Here is a 24792-nt window from a genome sequence, read left to right as displayed (position 1 = left end):
ACAAATAATTCACGAATGTAATATTTGCTCATTAACACTCTGTTTACCCTGCCTGCGCTCCGCACTACACTATGGGGCGATTAATAATGAGGTGGGAATGAACGATTACAAAATGACGCCGGGTGAATTGCGCGCCACCTGGGGTTTAGGGACCGTATTTTCGTTGCGCATGCTCGGCATGTTTATGGTCCTGCCGGTTCTGACCACATACGGTATGGCTCTGCAAGGCGCAAGCGAAGCGCTAATTGGCCTGGCGATTGGTATTTACGGACTGGCGCAGGCCGTTTTCCAGATCCCCTTTGGTTTACTCTCCGACCGCATTGGCCGCAAACCGCTGATTATTGGCGGGCTGATGATTTTTGTCGCCGGTAGCGTGATTGCCGCGCTCTCAGACTCCATCTGGGGCATTATTCTTGGCCGCGCCTTACAAGGTTCCGGGGCGATCGCCGCCGCAGTAATGGCGCTGCTCTCCGACCTCACACGCGAACAGAACCGTACCAAGGCGATGGCGTTTATCGGCGTGAGTTTTGGCGTCACCTTTGCGATCGCCATGGTATTAGGGCCGATTATCACCCACAAGCTGGGCCTGCACGCGCTGTTCTGGATGATCGCCATCCTCGCGTCGCTGGCCATTCTACTGACGCTGTGGGTCGTACCAAACAGTCATAATCACACGCTGAACCGCGAATCGGGCATGGTAAAAGGCTGCTTTAGCAAAGTGCTAATGGAGCCCAAACTGCTGCGCCTGAACTTCGGCATAATGTGTTTGCACATTCTGCTGATGTCTACCTTTGTCGCCCTGCCGGGCCAGCTGGAAGCGGTAGGTTTCCCGGCCCCCGAGCACTGGAAAATCTATCTGGTCACCATGCTGGTCTCGTTTATCGCCGTGGTGCCGTTTATTATTTATGCCGAAGTGAAGCGCAAAATGAAGCGCGTGTTTCTGCTGTGTATCGCCCTGCTGCTGATTGCAGAAATTGTGCTGTGGGGTTCCGGCAACGACTTCTGGGCGCTGGTGGCAGGCGTGCAGATTTTCTTCCTCGCCTTTAACCTGATGGAAGCGCTGTTACCGTCACTGATCAGTAAAGAGTCGCCGGCGGGCTACAAAGGCACGGCGATGGGTATTTACTCCACCAGCCAGTTCCTCGGCGTGGCGATTGGCGGTTCGCTGGGCGGCTGGATTGACGGCTTCTTCGATTCGCAAACCGTGTTCCTGGCGGGTGCACTGCTGGCGACAATCTGGATGCTGGTCGCCATCACCATGAGCGAACCGGCTTATGTCAGCAGTTTACGCATTGAAATTCCCGACGGCGTCGAGGTTGATGATGTCCTGAAGGCGCGGCTGTTGGCGAAAGAAGGGATTAAAGAGGTGCTGCTGGTGGGTGATGAGCGCTCGGCTTACGTTAAAATCGACAGCAAAGTGACCAACCGGTTTGAGGTGGAGCAGGCTATCATCGCCTGAGCCTGAAATGCCCGATGGCGCTACGCTTATCGGGCCTACGGTAACAGCATAACATCCCCGTAGGCGGATAAGGCGAAGCCGCCATCCGGCAATACAGATTAATCGCGGAAGTTTTTAAACTGGAACGGCTGGCCTAAATCGCCGCCGCGCACCAGTGCCATCACCGCCTGTAAATCATCACGGGATTTCCCGGTCACGCGAATCTCTTCGCCCTGAATTTGCGTCTGCACTTTCAGCTTGCTGTCTTTGATGAGCTTAACGATTTTCTTCTGAATCGCGCTCTCAATCCCCTGCTTCAGCTTCGCTTCCACAAACCAGGTTTTTCCGCTGTGCACAAACTCTTCCGGCACATCAAGAGACGTCCCTTCAATGCCGCGCTTGAGCAGTTTGGCGCGCAGAATATCCAGCAGCTGGTTGACCTGGAAATCAGACTCACTCAGCACTTTGATGGTTTTATTCGCATCGTTCAGTTCGATTTTCGCTTCTACGCCGCGAAAATCGAAACGTGATTCAACTTCACGCGCCGCGTTATCCACGCCGTTGCGTGCTTCCTGAAGATCAACTTCAGAGACAATATCGAAAGATGGCATCTTTTCCTCTCCCTCAGTGACTTTTGCGTTGCATAATACCTGCAACGCGGCATAACTCAACTTGTTATCCCCGAAAGCTTAGCGCCTCAGGCTATAATTTGGGTGTCAACGCCGTTCAGGAGGCAGTGTGAAAATTACAGTACTAGGATGTGGCGCGCTGGGCCAGCTATGGCTCACGGCGTTATTTAAAAAAGGATTTGATGTTCAGGGCTGGCTACGCGTCCCCCAGCCTTACTGTAGCGTAAATCTGCTTGAGCTGGATGGCACGGTATTTAATCAGTCCGTTACCGCCAACGACCCCGACTTTCTGGCGCACAGTGACCTTTTGCTGGTGACGCTAAAAGCCTGGCAGGTCTCCGACGCGGTAAAAACGCTGGCAAAGAAACTGCCGGCAACGTCCCCTATTTTGCTTATCCATAACGGCATGGGCACAGTAGAAGAGTTGAACGACGTTACGCAGCCGCTGCTGCTGGGCGCAACCACGCAGGCCGCCCGCCGGGATGGCAACATCATCATTCACGTCGCCAACGGCACCACGCACATTGGCCCGGCCAAACACTACGACCGCGATTACAGCCATCTGGCGGTTACCCTGCAGGAAGTTCTGCCCGATGTCGCCTGGCACGATAACATCCACTCGGCGATGTGGCGCAAGCTGGCGGTAAACTGCGTGATTAACCCATTGACCGCGCTGATGAACTGCCCGAACGGAGAACTGAGCCAGCATTTACCGCAGGTTGAGCTTATCTGCGCGGAAGTCGCGCATACCATGGCGAGGGAAGGCATTCATACTTCGACGGAAAATCTGCTATTTTACGTCACCCAGGTGATTGAACGCACAGGAGAAAATATCTCCTCCATGCTTCAGGATGTTCGGGCGCTGCGACACACGGAAATCGACTATATCACCGGTTACCTGCTCCGACGCGCCCGCTCCCACGGCCTTAGCTTGCCGGAAAACACCCGCCTGTATGAACAGATTAAACGTAAGGAGAGTGAATATGAGCGCGTCGGCACTGATTTGCCTCGCACCTGGTAGTGAAGAGACGGAAGCCGTCACCACGATCGACCTGCTGGTTCGCGGCGGCATTAACGTCACCACGGCAAGCGTCGCCAGCGATGGCAACCTGACTATCGTCTGCTCGCGCGGCGTGAAGCTGCTGGCCGATGCCCCGCTGGTGGAAGTTGCCGATGGCGATTACGACATCATCATCCTGCCGGGTGGCATCAAAGGCGCAGAGTGCTTCCGCGATAGCCCGCTGCTGGTTGAAACGGTGCGTCAGTTCCACCTCTCCGGGCGGATTGTCGCGGCCATTTGCGCCGCGCCCGCGACCGTACTAGTACCGCACGATCTCTTCCCTGTCGGCAATATGACCGGCTTCCCGACGCTAAAAGATCAGATCCCGGAAGATCAGTGGATGGACAGACGCGTCGCGTGGGATCCGCGTGTAAACCTGCTCACCAGCCAGGGGCCTGGCACCTCGATTGATTTTGGCCTGAAGATTATCGACCTGCTGGTTGGGCGTGAAAAAGCCCATGAAGTCGCCTCACAGCTGGTGATGGCGGCGGGGATTTATAACTACTACGAGTAACGCGTTTGAAATGCCCGATGGCGCTGCGCTTATCGGGCCTACCGGGTAGCCTGGGTATCTTGTAGGTCGGATAAGGCGCAGCCGCCATCCGACACACCCAAACCGCAGCCATAAAAAAACCTCGCATCGCGAGGTTTCAGATTGCTGACAAAGTGCGCGCTGTTCTTGCCGGATGCGGCGTAAACGCCTTATCCGGCCTACAAAACACCGCAAATTCAATATGTTGCAGAAAACTTGTAGGCCTGATAAGCATAGCGCATCAGGCAATGTTGCGTTTGTTATCAATCTCAACCTCGCATCGCGAGGTTTTTTCTTCAGCAATAACCATGCACTTACGGGCGATAAACCTTCACATTGGCAAAGCCCTGCTCGCGCAGGTAAAGTGCCTGCAGGCGGCTCATTACGCCGCGCTCGCACCACAGCAGGTAGTTTTTGCTCTGGTCGAGGTTGCCGAACTGGGTGCTCAGCTTGTAGAACGGCAGAGAAGCAATTTCCACGCCTTCCACTTTCAGCGGTTTGTCATCCTGCTCATCAACGGAACGAATATCCAGAATCACATCGTTGTCGCCAAAACCGCTGACGGTTTCGACTTCCACCACTGCCTGCTCGGTCTGCTGCGCAATTTCACGGATGTCGAGGTTGTTGGCATTCGCCACCACGTCATCGAGAATGCTGAAATCGAAGTGCTCTTCTTCCGCTTCGATTTTCGCCTTCACCGCTTTGATAGTCGGGCTTTTCGAGATCACGCCGCAATATTCCGGCATGGTACGCGCAAAGTCTTCGGTACCGATTTCACGCGCCAGATTGATGATGTGCTCTTTATCGTGGGAGATCAGCGGGCGCAGAATCAACGTATCGGAGACGTTATCAATCAAACGCAGGTTGGTCAGCGTCTGGCTGGAAACCTGGCCCAGCGCTTCACCAGTGACCAGCGCCTGTACGCCGTAGCGTTCAGCCACTTTCGACGCCGCACGGACCATCATGCGTTTCAGTACTACGCCCATCTGGCCATCGTCGATTTTCTCGAGGATTTCGCCAACAACGGGTTCGAAGTTGATTGCGACAAAACGCACACGGTGGGAGCTGCCGAAGCGGTTCCACAGGTAATGCGCCACCTGACGAACGCCGATTTCATGCGCAGCGCCGCCGAGGTTAAAGAAGCAGTAATGGACGCGACAGCCGCGACGCATCAGCATGTAGCTGGAAACGCCGGAGTCGAAACCGCCGGAAATCAGCGACAGCACATCTTCCTGGGTACCGATCGGGAAACCGCCAATACCTTCATAGCGGCCTTTGACCAGCAGCAGGCGATCGTTTTCTATTTCCAGGTTAACGGTGACGTCCGGGTTGGTCAGCTTCACTTTCGCCGATTCAACGTGCTGATTCAGGCCGCCGCCGACGTAGCGTTCGATCTCAATCGAGGTGAATTCGTGTTTACCACGACGTTTCACGCGCACGCAGAAGGTTTTACCTTCAATTTGATCGCGGTACTGCACCAGCGCTTTTTCAAAGATGTCATGCAGCGAGGTGAACGGCACATCTTCAACTTCAAGAATATGGTGGATGCCCGGAATACGGGTCAGAGCGTCACGGATATCCAGGCGTTGATTTTCATCTTTCGCGCGGACTTCGATGTGATCCCAGTGACGAACAACGGCAAGCGTCTCGTCATAATGCTTTAGAACGTTACGAATGTTCCCGGTTAAAATTTTAATAAAGCGCAACCGCACAGATTGGCTTTTGATGGTGATTTCCGGGAACAATTTAATGATAAACTTCATGGCGGCAATGGTTCGTTGGCAAGCCCGATGCGGGCTGTAGGTAAAATTTGTACTGCAGCGCACCGGGGTACCTGCATCCAGGTCGCGGAGTATACCATCTTCGAGGTTAAGCTGCGCGCTTTCCCATATACCATTGTGTGTTATTTGATTCAGGACGCGACTGGGCTACCATAGTCGCCATCGCGATATAAAAAGAGCTGATCATTCACTATGCCAAAGAAAAATGAAGCCCCGGCCAGTTTCGAAACTGCACTCACCGAACTGGAACAGATCGTTAATCGTCTCGAAAGCGGCGATCTTCCGCTGGAAGAGGCACTGAACGAATTCGAGCGCGGCGTACAGCTGGCGCGTCAGGGGCAGGCCAAACTGCAACAGGCGGAACAACGCGTGCAGATCCTGCTGGCAGATAACGATAACGCCTCTCTGACTCCTTTTACGCCGGACAATGAATAAATGGATTTTTCGCAGCAGTTAAATGCCTGCGTCGAACACGCCAACAGCGCGTTGCGGCGTTTTATTGAGCCTCAGCCCTTTCAGAACACTCCGCTGGTTGAAGCGATGCAGTATGGCGCATTATTAGGCGGTAAACGCCTGCGCCCGTTCCTGGTGTACGCTACCGGGAAAATGTTTGGCGTCGATCAGCTCACGCTGGACGCCCCCGCAGCCGCCGTCGAGTGCATTCATGCCTATTCGCTGATGCATGACGATCTTCCGGCGATGGACGATGACGATCTGCGTCGCGGCCAACCGACCTGCCACATTAAATTTGGCGAAGCGAATGCAATTCTGGCCGGCGATGCCCTGCAAACGCTGGCGTTTTCTATACTGAGTGATGCGCCGATGACCAACGTGTCGGACCGCGATCGTCTGGCGATGGTTTCTGAGCTGGCACAGGCCAGCGGCGTCGCCGGAATGTGCGGCGGTCAGGCGCTGGATCTCGATGCAGAGGGTAAGCATGTTGATCTGGCAGCGCTTGAGCGTATTCACCGTCATAAAACCGGTGCGTTGATTCGCGCCGCTGTGCGCTTAGGCGCATTGAGCGCGGGCGAGAAAGGCCGCAGCGCCCTGCCACTGCTGGATAAGTACGCTGAATGTATCGGCCTCGCATTCCAGGTTCAGGATGACATTCTGGATGTGGTGGGCGATACTGCGACCCTCGGAAAGCGCCAGGGTGCCGATCAGCAATTAGGCAAAAGCACCTATCCCGCACTGCTGGGCCTTGAGCAAGCCCGCACTAAAGCCCGTGACCTGATTGAAGAGGCCCGTCAGTCGTTAACTGAACTGGCCGCACAGTCACTGGATACTACTGCACTGGAAGCGCTGGCGAACTACATCATCCTGCGCGACAAATAAACAATAAATGAGTCTCTGATGAGTTTTGATATTGCCAAATACCCGACCCTGGCGTTGGTCGATTCCACTCAGGAGTTGCGCCTGCTGCCAAAAGAGAGCCTGCCGAAGCTGTGCGATGAACTGCGTCGTTATCTGCTCGACAGCGTGAGCCGTTCCAGCGGACACTTCGCCTCCGGGCTTGGCACGGTGGAGCTCACCGTGGCGCTGCATTATGTCTACAATACGCCATTCGATCAGCTGATTTGGGACGTGGGTCATCAGGCCTATCCGCATAAAATCCTGACCGGACGCCGCGACAAGATTGGCACCATCCGCCAGAAAGGCGGCCTGCATCCGTTCCCGTGGCGCGGCGAGAGTGAGTATGACGTATTAAGCGTCGGCCACTCCTCTACCTCTATTTCTGCCGGGATTGGCATCGCCGTTGCCGCCGCGCGTGAAGAGAAGCAGCGTCGCACGGTTTGCGTGATTGGTGATGGCGCAATTACCGCTGGCATGGCGTTTGAAGCGATGAACCACGCGGGCGATATCAAACCAGACATGCTGGTCGTGCTGAACGACAACGAGATGTCGATTTCCGAGAACGTCGGCGCGCTGAATAACCATCTGGCACAACTGCTTTCCGGCAAGCTCTACTCTTCTCTGCGCGAAGGCGGAAAAAAAGTGTTCTCCGGCGTGCCGCCGATTAAAGAACTGCTCAAGCGCACCGAAGAACATATCAAAGGCATGGTGGTGCCGGGCACACTGTTTGAAGAACTGGGCTTTAACTATATTGGCCCGGTCGACGGTCATGACGTGCTCGGTCTGGTGAACACGCTGAAAAACATGCGCGACCTGAAAGGCCCGCAGTTCCTGCACATCATGACCAAAAAAGGGCGCGGCTACGAGCCCGCCGAAAAAGATCCCATCACGTTCCATGCGGTGCCGAAATTTGACCATACCAGCGGAAAATTACCGAAAAGCAGCGGCGGCCTGCCCTCTTATTCCAAAATTTTCGGCGACTGGTTATGCGAAACGGCGGCTAAAGATCGCAAATTAATGGCGGTTACGCCTGCAATGCGTGAAGGTTCCGGCATGGTCGAATTTTCGAAAAAATTCCCTGACCAGTACTTTGACGTGGCAATCGCCGAACAGCACGCGGTGACCTTCGCCGCGGGCCTGGCAATTGGCGGGAACAAACCGATTGTGGCGATTTACTCCACCTTCCTGCAACGCGCCTACGACCAGGTTATCCACGATGTGGCTATCCAGAAACTGCCGGTGATGTTCGCCATCGACCGCGCGGGGATTGTCGGCGCTGACGGCCAGACGCACCAGGGCGCGTTTGACCTCTCGTTCCTGCGCTGCATCCCGGAAATGGTCATCATGACGCCGAGCGATGAAAACGAATGTCGCCAGATGCTGTATACCGGCTATCACTACAACGACGGCCCGAGCGCTGTGCGTTATCCGCGCGGCTGCGGCACAGGCGCTGAACTTCAGCCGCTGGAGAAACTGCCGCTGGGCAAAGGCGTGGTGAAACATCAGGGGGAGAAAATCGCCATTCTGAACTTCGGTACGCTGTTACCTGAAGCCGCAGCGGTCGCAGAGAAACTCAACGCCACACTGGTGGATATGCGTTTTGTGAAACCGCTTGATGAAAGCCTGATTCTTGAAATGGCAGCGCAGCACGACGTGCTGGTCACCCTTGAAGAGAACGCCATTATGGGCGGCGCAGGCAGCGGCGTGAATGAAGTGCTGATGGCTCACCGTAAACCGGTGCCAGTGCTGAACCTTGGCTTGCCGGACTTCTTCATCCCGCAGGGTACCCAGGAAGAGATCCGTGCCGACCTCGGCCTTGACGCGGCAGGTATCGAAGCGAAAATCGCGAGCTGGCTGGCATAACCCCCCTCTCCGCTCCTGCTATGCTTAAAGGTAAACCTTAAAAGCAGGAGCGGAACCATGCAATACAACCTCTTAGGACACACCGACCTTCGGGTTTCCTGTCTTTGCCTGGGCTGCATGACCTTTGGCGAACCGGATCGGGGCAAACACGCCTGGACCTTACCCGAAGAGAGCAGCCGCCCTATTATTCAACGCGCCCTTGAAGGCGGCATTAATTTCTTCGATACCGCAAACAGCTATTCCGACGGCAGCAGCGAAGAGATAACAGGCCGCGCCCTGCGAGATTTTGCCCGTCGTGAAGACGTCGTGGTTGCCACCAAGGTTTATCATCAGGTCGGCGACCTGGCGGAAGGACTTTCCCGCGCGCAAATTCTGCGCTCTATCGATGACAGCCTGAAACGCCTGGGGATGGAGTACGTCGACCTGCTGCAAATTCACCGCTGGGATTACGGCACGCCCATTGAAGAGACGCTGGAAGCGTTAAACGATGTGGTGAAAGCCGGGAAAGCGCGTTATATCGGCGCATCGTCGATGCACGCACGCCAGTTTGCCCATGCGCTGGCGCTGCAAAAACAGCACGGCTGGGCGCCGTTTGTCACCATGCAGGATCACTACAATCTGATTTATCGTGAAGAAGAAAATGAAATGCTGCCACTGTGCAGCCGCGAAGGCGTCGCGGTGATCCCCTGGAGCCCGCTGGCGCGTGGACGCTTAACACGTCCGTGGGGAGAAACCACCGCGCGTCTGGTGTCCGATGAGTTTGGTAACACGCTCTACAGCACCACCGAGGCGAACGATGCGCAAATTGCCGACCGGCTGGCGCACGTGGCGGAAGACCTTGGGGCAACCCGCGCGCAGACGGCGCTGGCGTGGCTGTTGAGCAAACCGGGGGTGGCGGCACCGATTATCGGCACATCGCGGGAAGAACAGTTAGATGAGTTGTTGAACGCGGTGGATTTAACGCTGGAGCCGGAACAGATTGCGGAGCTGGAAACGCCGTATCAGCCGCATCCGGTGGTAGGGTTTAAGTAAGGAGTCGTGCCGGATGGCGCTTCGCTTATCCGGCCTACGGTGATGGTTGTAGGCCGGATAAGCGAAGCGCCATCCGGCAAACAGCACGCTACATTATTCCAATCGGCCAATGATGCCCGATAAAATACAGTATCCCCGCCGAAATCACCCCGGCGACAATGTCATCGACCATAATCCCCATGCCGCCGTGAACATTGCGGTCGAACCAGCGAATCGGCCACGGTTTCCACATATCGAGAATACGGAAAATCACAAACCCGGCGGCAACCCATTGCCAGTCCATCGTCGGCAGCGCCATCAACGTAATCCACATGCCGACGAACTCATCCCACACGATGCTGCCGTGGTCGTGGACACCCATGTCTTTTGCCGTCTGGTGACACAAATACACGCCGATACAAATACTGAGCATCACCACCAGCGAATAGAGCTGCCACGGCAGGAAGGTCATCAGATACCAGAAGGGAATCGCAGCCAGCGAGCCCATTGTCCCCGGCACAATCGGGCTTAAGCCGCTACCGAAACCGACCGCCAGCAGGTGCCAGGGGTTGCGTAAATTGAGACGGCTTTTCGCCACGTCTTTGCTAGCCAAAGTGATCGAATCCCTTATAGTCGAACGTCACGACGTCGCCGCCGCGTTGAAAATGCATTCCGTCTACGTCAGCGCTCATCTGGCCGATGCAGGTAAACGGCACGCCAAGATGGCCTAACGCCACGTCCAGCGCGCCACGGTTAAGTTCCGGTACGGTGAAGCACAGTTCGTAATCTTCTCCGCCGGAAAGCGCCCAGCGCATCGCCTGTTCGCCGTCAACATGACGCTGCATCGCCTCAGAATAAGGGAGTGCATCCAGGTCGATTCGCGCGCCGCATTCGCTGGCTTTCAGAATATGGCCGAGGTCGGAAACCAGACCGTCGGAAAGATCGATCGCCGAACTGGCAAGGTCGCGCAGCGCCTGCCCTTGCAGAATGCGCGGCGTTGGGCGTAGGTGGCGTTTAACCAGATACGCGTTATCCGTTTCATCGCTCACCGTCAGGCGGTTCTGTAGAATCGCCAGCCCGGCAGCGCTATCCCCCGGCGTACCGGTGACGTAAATCCAGTCACCCGGTTTTGCGCCCGAGCGCTTCAGCGCCCTGCCGACGGGGACATAGCCGTGAATACCCAGCGTCATGGAAAGCGGACCTTTCGTCGTGTCGCCGCCAATCAACTGCATATCGTAGTAATCGAGTTGTTCAAACAGACTATCGCTGAACGCTTTAAGCCAGCTTTCATCCACCGACGGCAGCGTCAGGGCAAGCGTCAGCCATGCCGGGTCTGCGCCCATCGCCGCGAGATCGCTGACGTTCACTGCCAGCGCTTTATACGCCAGATCGGCGGGGTCGATATCAGGAAGAAAATGAATGCCGGACACTAAAGTGTCGGTGCTGATTGCCAGGGTCTGTTTTTCGGGAATATTGAGCAACGCGCAGTCGTCGCCGATTCCGGTTTCAACATCAAAGCGGGCGCTTTTTACGCGGTCAAAATAACGGGCAATCAGGGAAAATTCGCCGCATGCCATACGTTATGCCTCTGCAGAAGAATAAAACAAGGCCGGGGAATGCGGCAAAAACCGCACTCGCACCGGCCTGCAGATTACTTTTTCTTGGGGCGGATTGCAGGAGCTGCTTTATCCAGCACGCCGTTGACAAACTTGTGGCTGTCTTCAGCGCCAAAGGTTTTTGCCAGTTCGATAGCTTCGTTGATGGCCACTTTATACGGCACATCATCACGTTTGGACAGCTCGAACAGCGCGATACGCAGCACCGCTTTTTCCACCTGACCCAGCTCTTCGAGCAGACGAGACAGGTAAGGTTTCATCAATCCATCGAGGTACGCGCTGTTAGTCGCCACCCCGGACAGCAGTTCACGGAAGTACATTACGTCTACATCTTTGACGTCCTGTTCCGCCAGGAACTGGTATTCAACATCGGCGATGTCGTTCTGGGACAACTGCCAGGAGTAAAGCGCCTGAACGGCACACTCACGGGCGCGGCGACGAGCAGCAGGTTTCACGGAATTCCCCTTACAAAAAAATCAGGCCTTAATGGCTTTCAATACGTTGATCATTTCAAGCGCGGTCAGTGCAGCTTCAGCACCTTTGTTACCGGCTTTGGTGCCAGCGCGTTCGATGGCTTGTTCAATACTTTCAGTGGTGAGAACACCAAAGGCTACCGGGATTTCGCTGTCCTGAGCGACGTGCGCCAGGCCATTGCTTGCCCCGCCAGCGACATATTCGAAGTGCGCAGTACCGCCACGGATAACCGTACCCAGCGCAATCACCGCGTCATATTTACCGGTTTTCGCCAGCGCGCCAGCCGCCAGTGGCAGTTCATAAGCGCCAGGCACCCAAACAACGGTAATGTTTTCATCTTTGACCTGACCGATGCGTTTCAGGGCGTCAATCGCACCTTCCAGCAGGCTGTCGTTGATAAAGTTGTTGAAACGCGCAATGGTGATGGCGACGCGAGCGTCCGGGGTAGCAACGTTAGCTTCAATAATGTTCATACTCTTCCTTTGGGTTCATTTGCCCCGCAGGGGGGCGGATTTTATCATAATATTCTGTGCGCTGCTTCCCTTTTCAGGAGGCATTACGCGTTCGTCAAATGCAGGCAAATATCCGGGCCTACATGGCGTATCTCGTTGAATTTGAAATGGGGGGCGTCGGCCAGTTTCTCAAGCCCCGGCAGAACACATAATCCGCGCGCATCGCTGCCTAATAGTTTAGGCGCTACGTAGACAATAAGCTCATCAACGACACCCGCCTGAATCAGCGCGCCAGCAAGCGTCGGCCCGGCCTCCACCCAGATGCTGTTAATCTGCTGTTTGCCAAGCTGCATCATCAGTAAAACCAGATCAACATGCCCATTATGTTCCGGCGTAATAATCGATTTTACACTCTCTGGCCAGCTGCGCTCATCGCTTTGGGTGCGGGCAAACCAGGTTTCGCCTGGCTGCTGAACGATGCGGTGCTCCGGCGTGACGCGGTTCTGGCTATCGACCACAATACGCACCGGCTGGCGCAGGTTTTCCTCGGCATAAAGCGCCTGAGTCTCCGCGCTCAGTTCGTTCCAGCGCACGGTTAACGCCGGGTCATCGGCCAGCACCGTGGCGCTGCTGGTGAGAATTGCGTGGCTCTCTGCGCGCAGACGCTGCACATCGCGACGCGCCTGCGGGGAGGTAATCCACTGGCTTTCGCCGCTCGCCATCGCCGTACGCCCGTCCAGCGACGCGCCAAGTTTCAGCTGAACATACGGGAAGCCTGTACGCATGCGTTTCAGGAAACCTTTGTTCAGCGCTTCCGCTTCGCTCATCATCAGGCCGTGGCTGACCTCAATACCCGCCTGTTGCAGGCGATAAAGCCCGCGTCCGGCCACCTGGGGATTGGGGTCCTGCATGGCGGCCACCACGCGGGAAACACCTGCGGCAATCAGCGCGTCGCAGCAAGGCGGCGTGCGACCATGATGACTACAGGGTTCAAGCGTCACGTACGCCGTCGCGCCTTTGGCTTTTTCACCAGCCATACGCAACGCATGAACTTCCGCGTGCGGCTCTCCGGCCCGGTAGTGAAAACCTTCGCCGACGATTTCGCCCTGATTGACAATGACGCAGCCGACACGCGGGTTAGGATGAGTGGTGAAGCGACCACGCGCGGCAAGTTTCAGCGCGCGCGCCATGTACATTTCGTCGTGCATAGCTTAGTCCTGTAGACGAGCGATCTCTTCGCCGAATTCTTTAATATCTTCGAAGCTGCGATAAACCGACGCAAAGCGGATATAGGCCACTTTATCGAGCTTTTTCAGCTGTTCCATCACCAGGTTACCCAGCAGTTTGCTCGGCACTTCACGTTCCCCGGTGGCACGCAGGTGCGATTTAATGTGATTAATCGCCATTTCGACGTCATCCGCACTGACGGGACGCTTTTCCAGCGCTTTCAGCATGCCGCTACGCAGCTTGTCTTCGTTGAACGGTTCGCGCACATCATTGCTTTTTACGACGCGCGGCATCACCAGTTCAGCCACTTCAAACGTGGTGAAACGTTCGTTGCAAACCAGGCATTGCCGACGGCGGCGGACGGAGGAGCCCTCGCCAACCAGACGAGAGTCGATCACTTTGGTATCTACGGCGAGACAGAATGGGCAGTGCATACATCGTCCTGACTATGAGGTGGTAACTGAAACCTATTTTACCCTGATATGGCTCGACAACAAAGGAAGAGCGTTTTTGAGACAATGGATCGATGCCAGAATCCCTTTTGCGATCTACCATTACGTGATCCCGACCATAAGGAAACAGACATAATGACAAGACGTTACCTAAGAATTGCCGTACTGGGAAGCCTCTTTAGCCTGACCGCCTGCGCACAGCAAGCCGAGGTTCGTCAGATGCACGAAAGTATCAGTACGCTCAATCAGGAAATGACCAAACTGAACAAAGAAACGGTGAAGATCAGCCAGCAGAACGCGCTGAATGCGAAATCTGCCAGCGGCGCCTACATCATCCCCGGTTCCAATACGCCTGCGCTGCTGAAGAGCCAGATAGGCACGCTGCGCCTGTCTTTGCGCAACATCGCGCCAAACGCACAGGGTACGGCGGTGACGCTGCGTATTCAGGGCGAGTCTAACGATGCGCTACCGGCGTTTAGCGGCACCGTAGAATACGGTCAGATTCAGGGCACAACCGACAACTTCCAGGAAGTTAACGTGCAGAATCAGCTCATTAACGCGCCAGCCAGTATTCTCGCGCCCAGCGATGTCGATATTCCGCTACAGCTGAACGGCATCACGCCGGATCAACTCGGTTTTGTCCGCGTTCACGATATTCAGCCAGCCACCGCACAGTAAACGCGACTTCGCGCCAGACATCTCTGGCGCAAATTCCCCCCACATTCTCCCCCATCCATTCATCTCTTTTTGCTGAAGATTGGCAATCATTGATATGGCAGGTACAATCGCCGCCGTTCAATCTACGCAAACGTGAACGCAATCGATTACGTATATGAAAAATGTGTGACCCGTAACTGATTTTTGTGAGCAATGATTCTTATAATAGGCACGCAGAAATACGAAACATTTTGTAAAGCTTCGACGCTTACTTTCATTCCCGTTAGGGATTTTTTATCAGTGGCAAACATATGAAAAAAACATTATTAGCAGCCGGTGCTTTAGTAGCACTCTCCGCGTCTTTCACTGCCGGTGCAGCAGAAAATGACAAACCGCAATATCTTTCCGACTGGTGGCATCAGAGCGTCAACGTGGTAGGCAGCTACCACACCCGTTTCGGGCCGACGCTGCGTAACGACACCTATCTGGAATATGAAGCGTTCGCCAAGAAAGACTGGTTTGATTTCTACGGTTACGTCGATGCGCCGCGTTTCTTCGGCGGCGACAGCAACTCCCGCGGGATCTGGAACCACGGTTCCCCGCTGTTTATGGAAATCGAGCCGCGTTTCTCTATCGACAAGCTGACCAATACTGACCTGAGCTTTGGTCCGTTCAAAGAGTGGTACTTCGCGAACAACTATATCTACGATATGGGCCGCAACAGCGAAGGCCGTCAGAGCACCTGGTATATGGGTCTGGGTACCGATATTGATACCGGCCTGCCGATGGGGCTGTCTCTGAACGTGTATGCCAAATATCAGTGGCAGAACTATGGCGCATCCAACGAAAACGAGTGGGATGGCTATCGTTTCAAAATCAAATACTTCGTACCGATTACTGACCTGTGGGGCGGTAAGCTGAGCTACATCGGCTTCACCAACTTCGACTGGGGTTCAGACCTGGGCGACGATCAGTACCGCACCAGCAACTCTATCGCGTCCAGCCACATTCTGGCGCTGAACTACGATCACTGGCACTACTCTGTGGTCGCGCGTTACTTCCATAACGGTGGTCAGTGGAAAGATGGCGACGAGCCGGTATGGCAGGCTGAGCCGATTAAATCCAACGGCTTCGGCTGGTATCTGGTGGCGGGTTACAACTTCTGATCAGAAAAAAGCACCGAACGTTCTCAACGTCGGTGCTTGAGACTGGTAACAAACGCAACATTGCCTGATGCGCTGCGCTTATCAGGCCTACAACGTTACTGCAATATATTGAATTTGCAATATTTTGTAGGCCGGATAAGGCGTTTACGCCGCATCCGGCAAGAACAACGCGCACATTGTCAGCAAACTGAAGCACCGCACGTTCTCAACGTCGGTGCTTTTTTGTTACTTCTTCTTATCCATCATCGCTTTCAAATCGGCAAAGGGATTGTACTTCGCCTCGCCCACGTCTTTCTGCGCGTCTTCCCCGGCAATCACCCTCGAACCGTATTGATCCGCTTCGGTATATTTCGAGTGCTCGTGATCGTGACAGAACAGGCACAATAGCTCCCAGTTGCTGCCATCTTCCGGGTTATTGGTGTGGTTGTGATCCATATGGTGAACCGTTAACTCACGCAGGTTCGAGTAAACAAACTCGCGCGAGCAACGCCCGCAGACCCACGGAAACAGTTTCAGTGCTTTTTCGCGATAGCCGCTTTCCAGCCGCGCGTAGTTTTTAGGGATGATGGCCATAATTGCTCAGTTCTTAAATTAAGGATTGCAGATAGTTTATCACTCAGTACACACCAACGCTCGCGTTGGGTCGAGCAACCAGGGGCGCAGATACCCCACCGTATTCGACAACGGCAACACCTCGTCCGGCAGGCTGATGCCTAAATGCTCTTTGATGTAATGGCGACGCATTAACACCCGGTTCCACAGTTCAGGGTACGCCTGCGCAAGCTCATCTCGCAGCGGCTTATCAGCCAGCGCTACCGTGTCTTCAATGCTGGCTCCGGCGTAACCTGCGCGGGAAGGAATGATGTCGATTTGCAGCAGCATACCGCTGCGCAGCGGTGCGCTGGAGTCCGGGCCAATCGGCGAGCACAGCCATTCTTCATCCGCCACCAGATGGCCCGGATTGAGGTGCCAGTGATACTCCGCCTTCGGCAATACCCGTTCAATCAGCGCATACATTTCACTGCCCAACATACCTGGGCGAATGTGGGTGAGCCAGGTCACGACGGCGCGATAGTAGGGTTTCGCTACCACGTCGAGATAATCCGCCACCTCCGGTGCCAGTTCGCTTTCATCCGCCACCACATACGCCGCACGGCTGCTCAGGCCGCCTTTGTAACTGGTGGTGAGCGAGAATTTGTCACCGCGCTGTATATGTTTATCGCCAGGGTAAAGATTGGCATTGGCGAAGCGATCGCCGGTTGCGGCAATCATCACGACGTTATTCGGCTGCCCCTGGGCCGCAAGCAATGCGCCGATCTGCTTTTCAGTTTTCCCCGGCTCGATGGCATTCAGGGCATCGAGAATCGCCGTTGACGCCAGATTCGCGCCATACTCGTAGTGCGCCAGTTCATTGGCGTTATTGACCGTTCGCGCACCGTGCTCTGGCGAGATAAAAATCCCGGTGGCATTGCACAGCGTGGCTTCCGGTCCTGCCGCCTGACGAATAGCCTCAACGATAAAAGACGGAAGATCAAACATCTTCCAGGCGTCATCTTGCGCACCGGTAAACAGTTTCCAGCCCACCAGGCCATAGTTTTTTCCGGCAACGATACCCGCACTGTTCAGGACATCCGGCAGTGATTGTTGATTGTCCATCGGCTGGTTAGGCAGGGAGAACCATGGGGCGTGCACCACCCGGTTTTCCAGCCGCGCATGCGCCGCCAGTTTCAGATTTTCGTTACCGAGCACCAGCACGGCATCCCCCTCACTGTGCAATACCAGCAGTGCCTCTTCGAAGCGCGGGATAAATCCGGTGAGATACTCAAAATTGCCGCCGTGCTCTTTGTCAGCATAAATCACCAGCGCGTCCAGCCCTCGAGAGGCCATCCCGGCCAGCACTTTGGCTTTGCGCTCGCGCAGAGTGTCGTCGTTTAAGGTAACGGAAGGCAGATGATGCCAGACGGCTGGCTGCGGTACAGTTTGCAGAGAAAGTGAATCGAGTGTGATGGTCACTGGCGTTACTCCATGTCAAAGGCCATCCACGGAGAGTAACCAATATTGGCGAGGCTGTAATAAAAAAATCCCGGCCTTGCGACCGGGATTCCGATTCTGACGGGAAAGTCGTCTTACGGCAGAATTGACGGTTGATCCGCCCCTTCTTTCTCGACTTTCTGCTGCAGCATGTGCTCGCGCTTCATACCCAGTTTCAGCGCCAGTGCAGACGCAACATAGATAGAAGAAGCGGTACCGATAGAAACACCAATCAGCATGGTCAGTGAGAAGCCTTCCAGTACCGGACCACCGAAGAGGTACAGCATCAGAATAACCACTAACGTCGTACCGGAGGTGATCAATGTACGGTGCAGCGTCTGGGTCAGTGACACGTTAAAGATTTCGTAAGGCGTCCCGCGACGAATTTTGCGGAAGTTTTCACGAATACGGTCAGATACCACGATGCTATCGTTCAACGAGTAACCTATAACCGACATTAACGATGCCACGATAGTCAGGTCAATCTCGATATGGAATAACGAGAGTATCCCCAGCGTAATGATAACGTCGTGCGCCAGTGAGATAACCACACCCGCCGCCAGTCGCCACTCGAAGCGGAAACCGACGTAAACGAGGATAGAGATCAGCGCCACGATCAGCGCCATTGCACCGGTTTGCGCAAGGTCTGCACCCACGCTCGGCCCAACGAACTCGATGCGTTTCACTGCCGCGTTCTGATTGGTGGATTCGTTAATCACCTTCAGAACCTGGCTCCCCAGCACCTGACCGCCATTTTCGCCTTCAGTTGGCGGCATGCGGACCATGATGTCGTGGCTGCTACCAAAGTTCTGCAGCTGCGGCTCTTCAAAGCCCGCCTTCTGCAGCGCTTCACGCATCACATCAATTTCAGCCGGTTTTTCCAGCGTAATTTCGATTACCGTACCACCGGTGAAATCGAGCCCCCAGTTGAAGCCGCGTACGCCCATAATGACGATGGCAGCCACCAACAGCAGGCCAGAGATGCCGAAAGCCCAGTAATCCCAGCGCATAAAGTCATAGACTTTACGGCCGTGGTTCAATTGTTCAACAGTATATTCCTGTGCCACAACGCACTCCTCAGATTGACAGCTTGTTGATGCGTTTGCCGCCATACAACAGGTTTACGATGGCACGCGTACCGACAATTGCGGTAAACATCGACGTTGCCACACCGATACCGGTGGTGATAGCAAAGCCTTTGATTGCCCCGGTGCCGACTGCATACAGGATCAGAACTTTAATCAGCGTGGTGATGTTCGCATCAAAGATGGAACTGAATGCGCCCGCATAACCTTCGTTGATTGCCTGCTGCACCGAACGCCCGTTGCTCAACTCTTCTTTGATACGTTCGTTGATCAGTACGTTGGCGTCGACCGCCACCGCAAGGGTTAGCACGATACCCGCAATACCCGGCATACTCAGTGTGGCGCCTGGCAGCAGTGACATGATACCGACGATCAGTACCAGGTTAGCAATCAGCGCGCTGGTCGCGATCAGACCAAATTTCTTGTAGAAGAAAATCATGAACAGGATAGAAACAGCCAGACCCGCCAGACATGCTTCCAGGCCCTGTTTGATGTTCTGCATACCCAAAGTTGGGCCGATAGTACGTTCTTCAACAATCTGAATCGGCGCAATCAGCGCACCGGCACGCAGCAGCAGAGAGAGCTGACGCGCTTCGTTCGGGTTGTTGATGCCGGTGATACGGAAGCTGTTCCCCAGGCGAGACTGGATGTTGGCGATGTTAATCACCTCTTCCTGTTTCACCAGTACAGAACGACCGTTCGCATCTTTCTTACCGCTGTCTTTGTACTCCACGAACAGGGTCGCCATCGGTTTACCGATGTTGTCCTTAGTGAAGTTAGACATGGTGTTACCACCTGCGCTATCCAGCGAGATGTTAACCTGCGGCTGGTTGTATTCGTCCTGGCTGGAAGTGGAATCGGTGATATGGTCACCGGTCAGAATCACGCGTTTGTACAGCACAACCGGCTGACCTTCGCGGGTCTGTTTCACTTCAGAGTCGCCCGGCACACGGCCAGATGCGGCAGCGGACTGGTCAACGTTGGTATTCACCAGACGGAATTCCAGCGTCGCGGTAGCGCCCAGAATTTCTTTCGCACGCGCGGTGTCCTGAATACCCGGCAGTTCAACGACGATGCGATCCGCACCCTGACGCTGTACCACAGGCTCAGCCACACCCAGTTGGTTTACACGGTTACGCAGGATGTTGATGTTCTGCTGTACCGCATATTCGCGCGCTTCGCTCAGACGCGCATCGCTCATGACTGCACGCAGCTGGTTGCTGCCCTGATTAGTAATAACCAGGTCACGATGACGAGTGCTCAGCCAGGTATTCGCCTGATCGCGTGCCGCGCTGTCGCGGAACAGAATCGTCAGACCATAGTTATCTGACTTACGAATATTGGAATACGGAATGTTTTTCTCGCGCAGATCGCTGCGCAGACTGTCGATATTTTGTTCCTGAAGCTTGCCGAGCGCCGTGTCCATATCCACTTCCATCAGGAAGTGAACACCACCACGCAGGTCAAGACCCAGCTTCATCGGTTCGGCTTTAATGGCCGCCAACCAACGCGGGGTCGCAGGAGCAAGGTTCAGCGCCACGACGTATTTATCACCCAGCACGCTCAGCAGCGCTTCACGAGCACGCAGCTGGACGTCGGTGGAGTCGAAGCGCGCAAGAATAGCGCCCTCTTCCAGTGCCACAGACTTAGCGGTGATTTTTTCTTGTTGTAAAGTATTCTGGACCTGGATCAGCGTTTGCTCACTGGCGGCGACTCCGCGCGCACCAGTGATCTGAACAGCCGGATCCTCACCATACAGGTTGGGAAGTGCGTAAAGCAGGCCGACGATAATCACGACGACCAGCATGATGTACTTCCACAAAGGATAACGGTTTAACACGGCAGTTCCCTTTGGGAAAACAGTAAATTACAGCGCCTTCATGGTGCCTTTCGGCAGAACGGCAGCTACGAAGTCACGTTTGATAACCACTTCAGTGGTGTCGTTCAGCGCGATAGCAATGTAGCCAGATTCCGCTACTTTGGTTACGCGACCAACCAGACCACCGTTAGTCAGCACTTCATCACCTTTGGCGATGGAGTTCATCAGGTTTTTATGCTCTTTGGTACGTTTCTGCTGTGGGCGCAGGATCATGAAGTAGAAAATCAGACCGAACACCACCAGCATCAGAATCAGAGACATCGGGCTGCCCTGTGCTGCGCCACCCGGTGCTGCTACCGCATCAGAAATAAAAAAGCTCATTAAAATTCCCTCATTATTAATATTAATCAACGTTCAAAGCTGGAACATCTCGCCCCTGACGTTGGTAAAAATCAGACACGAAGCTCTCTAATTTACCCTCTTCGATAGCCTTGCGTAAACCAGCCATTAAACGCTGATAGTAGCGAAGGTTATGAATCGTGTTGAGACGTGCGCCCAGTATTTCGTTGCAACGGTCTAAATGATGCAAGTACGCACGTGAATAATTGCGACACGTATAGCAATCACACTCAGCGTCGAGTGGGCTGGTATCGCTCTTATGCTTCGCATTACGGATTTTCACCACGCCATCGGTCACGAAAAGGTGGCCATTGCGCGCGTTACGCGTTGGCATAACGCAGTCAAACATATCGATACCGCGACGTACGCCTTCAACCAGATCCTCTGGTTTACCAACGCCCATCAGGTAACGCGGTTTGTCAGCAGGGATTTGCGGGCAGACGTGCTCCAGGATGCGGTGCATGTCTGCTTTCGGTTCGCCTACTGCCAGGCCGCCGACAGCGTAGCCATCAAAACCGATATCTACCAGACCTTTAACGGAGATATCTCGTAAATCTTCGTAAACACTGCCCTGAATGATGCCAAAAAGCGCATTTTTATTGCCGAGGCCGTCAAAACGCTCACGGCTACGTTTGGCCCAGCGCAGAGACATCTCCATGGAACGTTTAGCATAGTCCCAGTCCGCCGGATACGGCGTGCATTCGTCGAAGATCATCACGATGTCAGAACCGAGATCGTACTGAATCTCCATCGATTTTTCTGGATCGAGGAAGATAGGATCGCCGTTGATCGGGTTACGGAAGTGTACGCCCTGTTCGGTTATCTTACGAATATCGCCAAGGCTGAAGACCTGGAAGCCGCCGGAGTCAGTGAGGATGGGGCCTTTCCACTGCATGAAGTCATGCAGGTCGCCGTGCAGTTTCATGATTTCCTGACCCGGGCGCAGCCACAGGTGGAAGGTGTTGCCGAGGATAATCTGTGCGCCGGTGGCTTCAACTTCTTCCGGCGTCATGCCTTTTACGGTGCCGTAGGTACCGACGGGCATAAAAGCAGGCGTTTCCACTACGCCACGATCGAAGACCAGGCGGCCACGGCGTGCGCGTCCGTCGGTGGTGTCCAGTTCAAATTTCACGCTATTCTCCTGCATCAGAGAGACAGTCTGATGGTTAATGTTGCGAGGTGAGGTTCACCCTCACCCCGGCCCTCTCCCTGAGGGAGAGGGGGAAAAACACGCCCCAATCAGGGACGTTCGTTAATGGCCTGCGGATTGTACGTGATAAACATCGCATCACCGTAACTAAAAAAGCGATATTCCGCTTTTACCGCTTCGTGATAAGCGTGCAGGGTGTTTTTATAGCCCGCAAACGCGGAAACCAGCATAATCAACGTCGATTCCGGCAGGTGGAAGTTGGTCACCAGCGCATCAATCACTTTGTACTGATAGCCCGGATAGATAAAGATTTGCGTATCGCCGAAGAACGGTTCAATCAGGTCGTTTTTCGCCGCCTGCGCTGCGCTTTCCAGCGAACGCACAGAGGTAGTGCCGACCGCAATCACGCGGTTACCACGCGCTTTCGCCGCCAGCACCGCATCAACCACGTCCTGCGGCACTTCCGCATATTCGGAGTGCATGGTGTGCTCTTCAATGCTCTCAACGCGCACCGGCTGGAAAGTCCCTGCGCCCACGTGCAGGGTCACAAAGGCCATATCAATGCCTTTCTCACGCAGCTTCGCCAGCAGTGGGTCGTCGAAGTGCAGGCCGGCCGTTGGCGCCGCGACAGCGCCAGGGCGGCTGCTGTAAACGGTTTGATAAAGTTCGCGGTCGGCGTCTTCATCCGGGCGATCGATGTACGGCGGCAGCGGCATGTGGCCGATGCTGTTAAGAATGTCTAACACCGGGCGCTCATCGTTAAACTGCACTTCAAACAGCGCGTCATGACGTGCAACCATAGTCGCATTGATGCTTTCGTCATCGCCCAGCAGTAGTTCCGCACCCGGCTTCGGCGCTTTAGAGGCGCGAATATGTGCCAGAATACGATTATCATCGAGCATACGCTCAACCAGCACTTCAATCTTGCCGCCGCTGGCCTTGCGACCGAACAGACGCGCAGGAATGACGCGGGTATTATTAAAGACCAGAAGATCGCCAGGGTTGAGCTTATCGAGCAGATCGGTGAAAGTACCGTGCGTCAGCGCGCCTGTCGGCCCGTCCAGCGACAGCAAGCGGCAACCGCTGCGCTCAGGCTGTGGATAGTGGGCAATCAGGGATTCAGGTAATTCAAAGGAAAAATCGGCAAGGCGCATGACTCTAAGACTCTGGACTTAATAATGAGGCGGGTAGTCTAGTGCCGGGGCGTTCTCCCTGCAACCCTATCCCCCTCTGGATAGATAATAATCGATGAATTTTTTAGCTCACCTGCATCTCGCGTACCTCGCCGACAGCTCGTTGTCCGGCAATCTGCTGGCCGATTTTGTGCGCGGCAATCCGGATAACAGCTACCCGGCCGAGGTGGTCGACGGGATTTACATGCATCGGCGCATCGACGTGATGACCGATAACCTGCCTGAGGTGAAAGAAGCCCTGGAATGGTTCCGCCCGCAAACGCGGCGCGTCGCGCCTATTACGCTCGATGTGATGTGGGACCATTTTCTTTCGCGACACTGGTCGCAGCTTTCGCCACAGATGGCGCTGCCGGAGTTCGTCGAGTACGCCCATGAGCAGGTGTCGCTGATTCTGCCGGATTCGCCGCCGCGCTTCGTGAATCTGAACGATTACCTTTGGTCAGAACGTTGGCTGGAGCGCTATCGCGAAATGGAATTTATTCAGCGCGTGCTTAACGGCATGGCCAGCCGACGTCCGAAACTGGACGCCCTGCGCGACTCCTGGCACGATTTAGACCAGCATTATGCGCAACTGGAAAAACAGTTCTGGCAGTTTTATCCGCAGATGATGGCGCAAGCCAAAGCACGCGAGCTTTAACCCTGACCTGTCAAACATTTGTCTATTAATAGGCAGAACTTTAAATATCGATTGCTGTAGCCTCTTTGAGTCATTGCGGTTCACTCTCTATACTGGCCCGCGTTGCGTACTACTTACTTTCTATACTCAAAGGAGAACCCATGGTTCTGGTTACTCGTCAGGCTCCTGACTTTACCGCTGCGGCAGTGCTCGGTAACGGCGAAATCGTTGAAAACTTTAACTTCAAACAGCACACCAACGGCAAAGCCAGCGTGCTGTTCTTCTGGCCAATGGACTTCACCTTTGTCTGCCCGTCTGAACTGATCGCGTTCGATAAACGCTATGAAGAGTTCCAGAAACGCGGTGTAGAAGTGGTCGGTGTTTCCTTTGACTCCGAATTCGTTCACAACGCATGGCGTAACACCCCGGTCGATAAAGGCGGCATCGGTGCGGTGAAATACGCGATGGTTGCTGACATTAAACGCGAAATCCAGAAAGCCTACGGCATCGAACACCCGGACGCGGGCGTGGCGCTGCGTGGTTCTTTCCTGATCGACGCTAACGGCGTTGTTCGCCACCAGGTCGTTAACGACCTGCCGCTGGGTCGTAACATCGACGAAATGCTGCGTATGGTTGACGCACTGCAATTCCACGAAGAGCACGGCGAAGTGTGCCCGGCGCAGTGGGAAAAAGGTAAAGAAGGTATGGCGGCGTCCCCGGACGGCGTTGCAAAATACCTGACCGAAAACGTCTCCAGCCTGTAATTGGCGGACGAATAAGAAAAGGCT

The 24792-nt window shown here is 54.7% G+C and carries 26 protein-coding genes; 11 read left to right on the top strand and 15 right to left on the bottom strand.

Annotation, left to right across the window (positions count from 1 at the left end):
* Positions 1 to 97: 97 nt before the first annotated feature.
* Entirely contained in the window at positions 98 to 1459 is a 1362-nt protein-coding gene (locus ACWWFX_RS09890) for an MFS transporter (RefSeq protein ID WP_473223711.1), read from the top strand.
* 98 nt (positions 1460 to 1557) lie between these two features.
* Here the strand turns inward: ACWWFX_RS09890 and ACWWFX_RS09885 are convergent, their stop codons facing one another.
* On the bottom strand, positions 1558 to 2049 hold the full coding sequence (locus ACWWFX_RS09885) for a YajQ family cyclic di-GMP-binding protein (protein WP_015965590.1): 492 nt from the start codon (positions 2047 to 2049) through the stop codon (positions 1558 to 1560).
* Positions 2050 to 2176: 127 nt separating this feature from the next.
* Here ACWWFX_RS09885 and panE point away from each other — a divergent pair, with 127 nt between their 5' ends.
* On the top strand, positions 2177 to 3088 hold the full coding sequence (gene panE / locus ACWWFX_RS09880) for a 2-dehydropantoate 2-reductase (protein WP_473223710.1): 912 nt from the start codon (positions 2177 to 2179) through the stop codon (positions 3086 to 3088).
* Positions 3051 to 3641 carry a protein deglycase YajL gene (gene yajL, locus ACWWFX_RS09875; RefSeq protein ID WP_276222252.1) on the top strand — a complete coding sequence of 197 codons (591 nt, stop codon included), beginning with the start codon at positions 3051 to 3053 and terminating at the stop codon, positions 3639 to 3641. The genes panE and yajL overlap by 38 nt, the downstream gene beginning before the upstream one ends.
* A 332-nt stretch (positions 3642 to 3973) precedes the next feature.
* Here yajL and thiI read toward each other — a convergent pair whose 3' ends face one another.
* A complete protein-coding gene (gene thiI, locus ACWWFX_RS09870) occupies positions 3974 to 5422 on the bottom strand; it encodes a tRNA uracil 4-sulfurtransferase ThiI (protein WP_015965598.1) in 1449 nt (482 codons plus the stop codon).
* 210 nt (positions 5423 to 5632) lie between these two features.
* Between thiI and xseB the strand changes: the two genes are divergently transcribed.
* Genes xseB through ACWWFX_RS09850 form a run of 4 tightly spaced genes read left to right on the top strand, consistent with a single transcriptional unit; the run spans position 5633 to position 9688 of the window.
* Positions 5633 to 5875 carry an exodeoxyribonuclease VII small subunit gene (xseB, locus tag ACWWFX_RS09865; protein WP_108474822.1) on the top strand — a complete coding sequence of 81 codons (243 nt, stop codon included), beginning with the start codon at positions 5633 to 5635 and terminating at the stop codon, positions 5873 to 5875.
* Positions 5876 to 6775: a (2E,6E)-farnesyl diphosphate synthase gene (gene ispA / locus ACWWFX_RS09860; protein ID WP_276222248.1), complete on the top strand. Its 900-nt coding sequence runs from the start codon at positions 5876 to 5878 to the stop codon at positions 6773 to 6775.
* Positions 6776 to 6793: 18 nt separating this feature from the next.
* Positions 6794 to 8656: a 1-deoxy-D-xylulose-5-phosphate synthase gene (gene dxs, locus ACWWFX_RS09855; protein WP_473223709.1), complete on the top strand. Its 1863-nt coding sequence runs from the start codon at positions 6794 to 6796 to the stop codon at positions 8654 to 8656.
* A 57-nt stretch (positions 8657 to 8713) separates the two neighbouring features.
* A complete protein-coding gene (locus ACWWFX_RS09850; protein WP_473223708.1) occupies positions 8714 to 9688 on the top strand; it encodes an aldo/keto reductase in 975 nt (324 codons plus the stop codon).
* An 88-nt stretch (positions 9689 to 9776) separates the two neighbouring features.
* On the opposite strand, the gene pgpA is transcribed toward ACWWFX_RS09850, so the two are convergent.
* From pgpA to nrdR, 6 genes are all read right to left on the bottom strand, one after another.
* The gene (gene pgpA / locus ACWWFX_RS09845; RefSeq protein ID WP_041686518.1) at positions 9777 to 10286 is read right to left on the bottom strand and encodes a phosphatidylglycerophosphatase A; all 510 of its coding nucleotides are present in this window, start codon (positions 10284 to 10286) and stop codon (positions 9777 to 9779) included.
* Positions 10273 to 11244, bottom strand: coding sequence for a thiamine-phosphate kinase (gene thiL / locus ACWWFX_RS09840; protein WP_276224721.1), 972 nt, complete (start codon positions 11242 to 11244; stop codon positions 10273 to 10275). The genes pgpA and thiL overlap by 14 nt, the downstream gene beginning before the upstream one ends.
* Before the next feature lie 74 nt (positions 11245 to 11318).
* The gene (gene nusB, locus ACWWFX_RS09835; protein WP_015965605.1) at positions 11319 to 11738 is read right to left on the bottom strand and encodes a transcription antitermination factor NusB; all 420 of its coding nucleotides are present in this window, start codon (positions 11736 to 11738) and stop codon (positions 11319 to 11321) included.
* 21 nt (positions 11739 to 11759) lie between these two features.
* Positions 11760 to 12230: a 6,7-dimethyl-8-ribityllumazine synthase gene (gene ribH, locus ACWWFX_RS09830; protein WP_001021161.1), complete on the bottom strand. Its 471-nt coding sequence runs from the start codon at positions 12228 to 12230 to the stop codon at positions 11760 to 11762.
* 83 nt (positions 12231 to 12313) lie between these two features.
* Positions 12314 to 13417, bottom strand: a complete 1104-nt coding sequence (gene ribD / locus ACWWFX_RS09825; RefSeq protein WP_473223707.1) for a bifunctional diaminohydroxyphosphoribosylaminopyrimidine deaminase/5-amino-6-(5-phosphoribosylamino)uracil reductase RibD — start codon at positions 13415 to 13417, stop codon at positions 12314 to 12316.
* A 3-nt stretch (positions 13418 to 13420) separates the two neighbouring features.
* Entirely contained in the window at positions 13421 to 13870 is a 450-nt protein-coding gene (nrdR, locus tag ACWWFX_RS09820; RefSeq protein WP_108474814.1) for a transcriptional regulator NrdR, read from the bottom strand.
* 153 nt (positions 13871 to 14023) lie between these two features.
* On the opposite strand from nrdR, the gene ACWWFX_RS09815 reads away from it, so the two are divergent.
* Both ACWWFX_RS09815 and ACWWFX_RS09810 read left to right on the top strand, forming a co-directional pair.
* Positions 14024 to 14566: a SadB/YajI family lipoprotein gene (locus ACWWFX_RS09815; RefSeq protein ID WP_231825135.1), complete on the top strand. Its 543-nt coding sequence runs from the start codon at positions 14024 to 14026 to the stop codon at positions 14564 to 14566.
* Positions 14567 to 14856: 290 nt separating this feature from the next.
* Positions 14857 to 15711 (top strand): nucleoside-specific channel-forming protein Tsx, encoded by an 855-nt coding sequence (locus ACWWFX_RS09810; RefSeq protein WP_276224724.1) that lies wholly within the window; start codon positions 14857 to 14859, stop codon positions 15709 to 15711.
* Between the two features lie 225 nt (positions 15712 to 15936).
* On the opposite strand, the gene yajD is transcribed toward ACWWFX_RS09810, so the two are convergent.
* From yajD to queA, 7 genes are all read right to left on the bottom strand, one after another.
* Complete coding sequence (yajD, locus tag ACWWFX_RS09805) at positions 15937 to 16284, bottom strand: HNH nuclease YajD (protein WP_473223706.1); 348 nt, start codon at positions 16282 to 16284, stop codon at positions 15937 to 15939.
* A 39-nt stretch (positions 16285 to 16323) separates the two neighbouring features.
* Positions 16324 to 17724 carry a M24 family metallopeptidase gene (locus ACWWFX_RS09800; protein WP_473223705.1) on the bottom strand — a complete coding sequence of 467 codons (1401 nt, stop codon included), beginning with the start codon at positions 17722 to 17724 and terminating at the stop codon, positions 16324 to 16326.
* Between the two features lie 113 nt (positions 17725 to 17837).
* Complete coding sequence (secF, locus tag ACWWFX_RS09795; protein WP_015965612.1) at positions 17838 to 18809, bottom strand: protein translocase subunit SecF; 972 nt, start codon at positions 18807 to 18809, stop codon at positions 17838 to 17840.
* Between the two features lie 10 nt (positions 18810 to 18819).
* Complete coding sequence (gene secD / locus ACWWFX_RS09790) at positions 18820 to 20667, bottom strand: protein translocase subunit SecD (RefSeq protein ID WP_327621890.1); 1848 nt, start codon at positions 20665 to 20667, stop codon at positions 18820 to 18822.
* Positions 20668 to 20694: 27 nt separating this feature from the next.
* Positions 20695 to 21027, bottom strand: a complete 333-nt coding sequence (gene yajC / locus ACWWFX_RS09785) for a preprotein translocase subunit YajC (protein ID WP_276224729.1) — start codon at positions 21025 to 21027, stop codon at positions 20695 to 20697.
* Positions 21028 to 21049: 22 nt separating this feature from the next.
* The gene (gene tgt, locus ACWWFX_RS09780) at positions 21050 to 22177 is read right to left on the bottom strand and encodes a tRNA guanosine(34) transglycosylase Tgt (RefSeq protein WP_276224730.1); all 1128 of its coding nucleotides are present in this window, start codon (positions 22175 to 22177) and stop codon (positions 21050 to 21052) included.
* 107 nt (positions 22178 to 22284) lie between these two features.
* Positions 22285 to 23349 (bottom strand): tRNA preQ1(34) S-adenosylmethionine ribosyltransferase-isomerase QueA, encoded by a 1065-nt coding sequence (gene queA, locus ACWWFX_RS09775; protein WP_276224731.1) that lies wholly within the window; start codon positions 23347 to 23349, stop codon positions 22285 to 22287.
* A gap of 94 nt (positions 23350 to 23443) precedes the next feature.
* Here queA and acpH point away from each other — a divergent pair, with 94 nt between their 5' ends.
* Positions 23444 to 24025, top strand: a complete 582-nt coding sequence (acpH, locus tag ACWWFX_RS09770) for an ACP phosphodiesterase (protein WP_149462157.1) — start codon at positions 23444 to 23446, stop codon at positions 24023 to 24025.
* A gap of 140 nt (positions 24026 to 24165) precedes the next feature.
* Positions 24166 to 24768 (top strand): peroxiredoxin C, encoded by a 603-nt coding sequence (locus ACWWFX_RS09765; RefSeq protein ID WP_473223704.1) that lies wholly within the window; start codon positions 24166 to 24168, stop codon positions 24766 to 24768.
* The last annotated feature ends 24 nt before the right edge of the window (positions 24769 to 24792 follow it).

The sequence above is a fragment of the Pseudocitrobacter sp. 2023LY-00077 genome (assembly GCF_055796175.1).
Note: the sequence above shows the minus strand (reverse complement) of the source record. Positions and strands in the feature narration are given on the sequence as shown.